This window comes from Wolbachia endosymbiont of Nomada ferruginata, from assembly GCF_001675785.1.
Taxonomy (GTDB): Bacteria; Pseudomonadota; Alphaproteobacteria; order Rickettsiales; family Anaplasmataceae; genus Wolbachia; species Wolbachia pipientis.
Genome location: NZ_LYUY01000123.1, coordinates 1 through 3,142, shown reverse-complemented (window position 1 = coordinate 3,142; position 3,142 = coordinate 1). Strand labels below are relative to the sequence as shown.

4 protein-coding genes are annotated in these 3,142 nt (G+C 38.4%); all 4 read left to right on the top strand.

Features of this window, described 5'->3' with window-relative positions; all coding sequences use genetic code 11:
* The first annotated feature begins 309 nt into the window (after positions 1-309).
* Positions 310-492, top strand: a complete 183-nt coding sequence (gene rpmF / locus BA053_RS05795) for a 50S ribosomal protein L32 (protein WP_065094662.1) — start codon at positions 310-312, stop codon at positions 490-492.
* Positions 493-502: 10 nt separating this feature from the next.
* Positions 503-1,540, top strand: coding sequence for a phosphate acyltransferase PlsX (gene plsX, locus BA053_RS05790; protein ID WP_065094651.1), 1,038 nt, complete (start codon positions 503-505; stop codon positions 1,538-1,540).
* The gene (locus BA053_RS05785) at positions 1,533-2,489 is read left to right on the top strand and encodes a beta-ketoacyl-ACP synthase III (RefSeq protein ID WP_065094650.1); all 957 of its coding nucleotides are present in this window, start codon (positions 1,533-1,535) and stop codon (positions 2,487-2,489) included. The genes plsX and BA053_RS05785 overlap by 8 nt, the downstream gene beginning before the upstream one ends.
* A gap of 240 nt (positions 2,490-2,729) precedes the next feature.
* Positions 2,730-2,921 (top strand): hypothetical protein, encoded by a 192-nt coding sequence (locus tag BA053_RS07520; protein WP_156517971.1) that lies wholly within the window; start codon positions 2,730-2,732, stop codon positions 2,919-2,921.
* The last annotated feature ends 221 nt before the right edge of the window (positions 2,922-3,142 follow it).

Here is a 3,142-nt window from a genome sequence, read left to right as displayed (position 1 = left end):
TTTTAGCGTAAGACAACTACCTTTAGCTCATCAGCTCAGTTATAAGCAAAATTTCTGGATTCCAGACTGGAATGACATCATCTGTTGTGCAATTTACCTTCAAAAATGAATGTTCGTACAGCTATGGATTCATTCGCGGTATAGATTCCGCTAACGAGTAGCGGAATGACGGTTTTTCAAATTGTAGAGCCACTTTAGCTATAGAACTCAATTACATAAGCAAACCTTACTTATTTTACTATCCCTGTTTACTTCCTGTAAAAAACATGTTACTAATGTATTGTATTTTGTAGTAGAATGGAGGAAATTTTGGCAGTTCCAAAAAGAAAAAAGTCAAAGTCAAGGCGTAATATGCATCGTTCTCATCATGCTATTCAGCCTAAGAATATTGTGGTGTGTTCAACAACTGGGGAATTCATGTTGCCTCATAACGTAGCAGTTGATGGCAGTTACAAAGGAAAACGGGTTTTCATCAAGCAACAGGCAGAGTGACTATTATGATATGTTACCTACGGTCAATAATAATATAGTTATTGCACTTGACGCTATGGGGGGCGATTTTGCGCCTCTTTCCGTAATTCAGGGTGCTGGTTTTTTTTTAGACAACCTTGTTGACCCAGGCATTAAAGTTTTTTTTCATATTTATGGAGATAAGGAAGAAGTATCTCCTTTGCTTTCAAAATATAAAAAAGTCAGTAACAATTCTGAGTTTACTCATTGTTCTGACAATGTTCTTGCAAATGATAAGCCATCTTTTGCACTGAGGCATCGTAAAGACTCAAGTATGAAAGCTGCCATTGAGGCAGTAAAAAAAGGTAAAGCTTTCGGAGTGGTGTCTTCAGGCAACACCGGAGCATTGATGGCAATTTCCAGATTTATTTTAGGAACATTACCAAATATTTATCGTCCTGCTATTGTCTCTATCTGTCCAACTAAGACAAAAAGCTTCGCTTTGCTTGACCTTGGTGCAAATGTTGATTGTAATGCCGATTCGTTATTCCAATTTGCATTAATGGGTAGTATATTTGCAAAAATAGCATTAAAAATTGACAATCCTGAAGTTGCTTTGCTAAATATCGGTACAGAAGAAGTTAAAGGTAATGACTCAGTGCGCGGCGCTTTTGAGTTGCTTAAAAACGCTTCTGGCATTAATTTCAAAGGATATATAGAGGCAAGTGAATTTTTAGAGGGTAATATAGATGTGATTGTTGCTGATGGTTTTGTTGGCAATGTAATGCTCAAAACGGCTGAGGCAACCGCTAGTACCTTTATCAATCTAATAAAGCAGGAAGTATTCAACTCGTGGATAGCGAAAATGCTTGTTGGTATATTGTTAAAATCCAAACTAAATAAAGCATTAACGCGTTTTAATCCCCAAATTAGAAGTGGAGCTATGTTTTTAGGGCTGAATGGTATCATCATTAAAAGTCATGGAAATTCTGATGCTATTTCTTTTGCCCATGCCATAAAATTTGCAGTAAATGCAATTAGTGAAAATTTAAATCAAAAGATAATTAACGGGGTAAGTCATATTGAATAAAAGTTTCATATTAAGCACTGGATCTTACCTACCAAGAAAAATGTTGAGTAACAACGAAATTGCATCGATAGTTGAGACGAGCGATGAATGGATAAGGCAGAGAACAGGAATAGTTCAAAGGCATATAGCAGATGAAGGAGAGTTAACATCAGACTTAGCTGTAAATGCAGCAAGAAATGCTATAGAAAAAGCTAAAATTTCAGTAGATGAAATTGATTTAATCATAGTTGCCACAACAACGCCTGATAAAACTTTTCCTAGCTGTGCAACGATTGTACAAAGTAAGTTAAAATGTAAAAACGCATTTGCTTTTGATGTACAAGCAGCATGCTCTGGTTTTATATATGCAGTTACAATCGCAGACTCGCTTATCAAATCTAACAATAGCATTAAATGTGCGCTCGTTATTGGCGCTGAAATAATGTCTAGGATTGTTGACTGGGAAGACAGATCAATTTGTGTACTCTTTGGTGATGGTGCTGGTGCAGTGATAATAAAATCAGAAATGGGTAGCAACGGCATCATATCAACAAACTTACACTCTGATGGCAATGTGGACATACTATGTACGAACGGAGGGATATCCTCAACTGGTGATTCTGGAAAAATATGCATGAATGGAAGAGAAGTGTTTAAACATGCAGTGGATAAGTTAACAGCCTCAGTAGAGGAAACTCTGAAATGCAATAATTTGAAAATCACTGATATTGACTGGTTAATTCCCCATCAAGCAAACATTCGTATTATTGAAGCAGTAGTAAAGAAATTAGATTTTCCTATAGAGAAAGTGATTAATACCGTTGATAAGCATGCAAACACCTCAGCGGCATCAATTCCACTGGCCTTAGACTATGCAATACAAGAATCAAAAATAAAATCAGGAAATCTGGTACTGCTGATTTCAATAGGTGCAGGCCTGACCTGGGGTTCCGTGTTGCTGCGCTATTAAACTTCCTGCATTACCTCCTGTCACCCAACTCGTAGAACATCACAGGTTGCACCCATAAGGCACAGCCCATAACTGTACGAACATTGTGATTTGAGTCCACCAGATCCGAGTAGCCCTTCGTTGTCATCCGAGTAGCCCCTTTCTCGTCATCCCGCTACGTGTTAGCGGGATCTCATTTCACTTTATGAGGGTTGTCATCCCAGCACCTCTTTTCCCGTCATCCCGCTAACAAGCAGCGGGATGACGAGTTACTATACCGCTGCGAACCGTCATACCGCGATTCATTCGCGGTATCTCAAAGCCGCTAACAAGCAGCGGGATGACGGTTGTCAGGCCAGTGCCTCTACGATGTCATCCCAGTGCCCAGACACTGGGATCCAGGAAAGTTTGCTTGTAAACAAGCAAACTAGCATAGAAAAACGTTTTCGATGAGATTATATGGAAAACTGGATTCCAGTGTCAAGCACTGGAATGACACCATTTCCATGAATATTGCTCTTAATTTGTAACTAACCTAAGCCATAAATATTAAGAAATTTACCAAATGAAAAAAAAGGCAAAAGAAGCCCCGTGGTTATTATCCGCTTTAAAATATTGGCGTTTTTTATGTTTTAAACGCTTGACAAGCGAGATTCAGCCGCTTTTAATTGCAA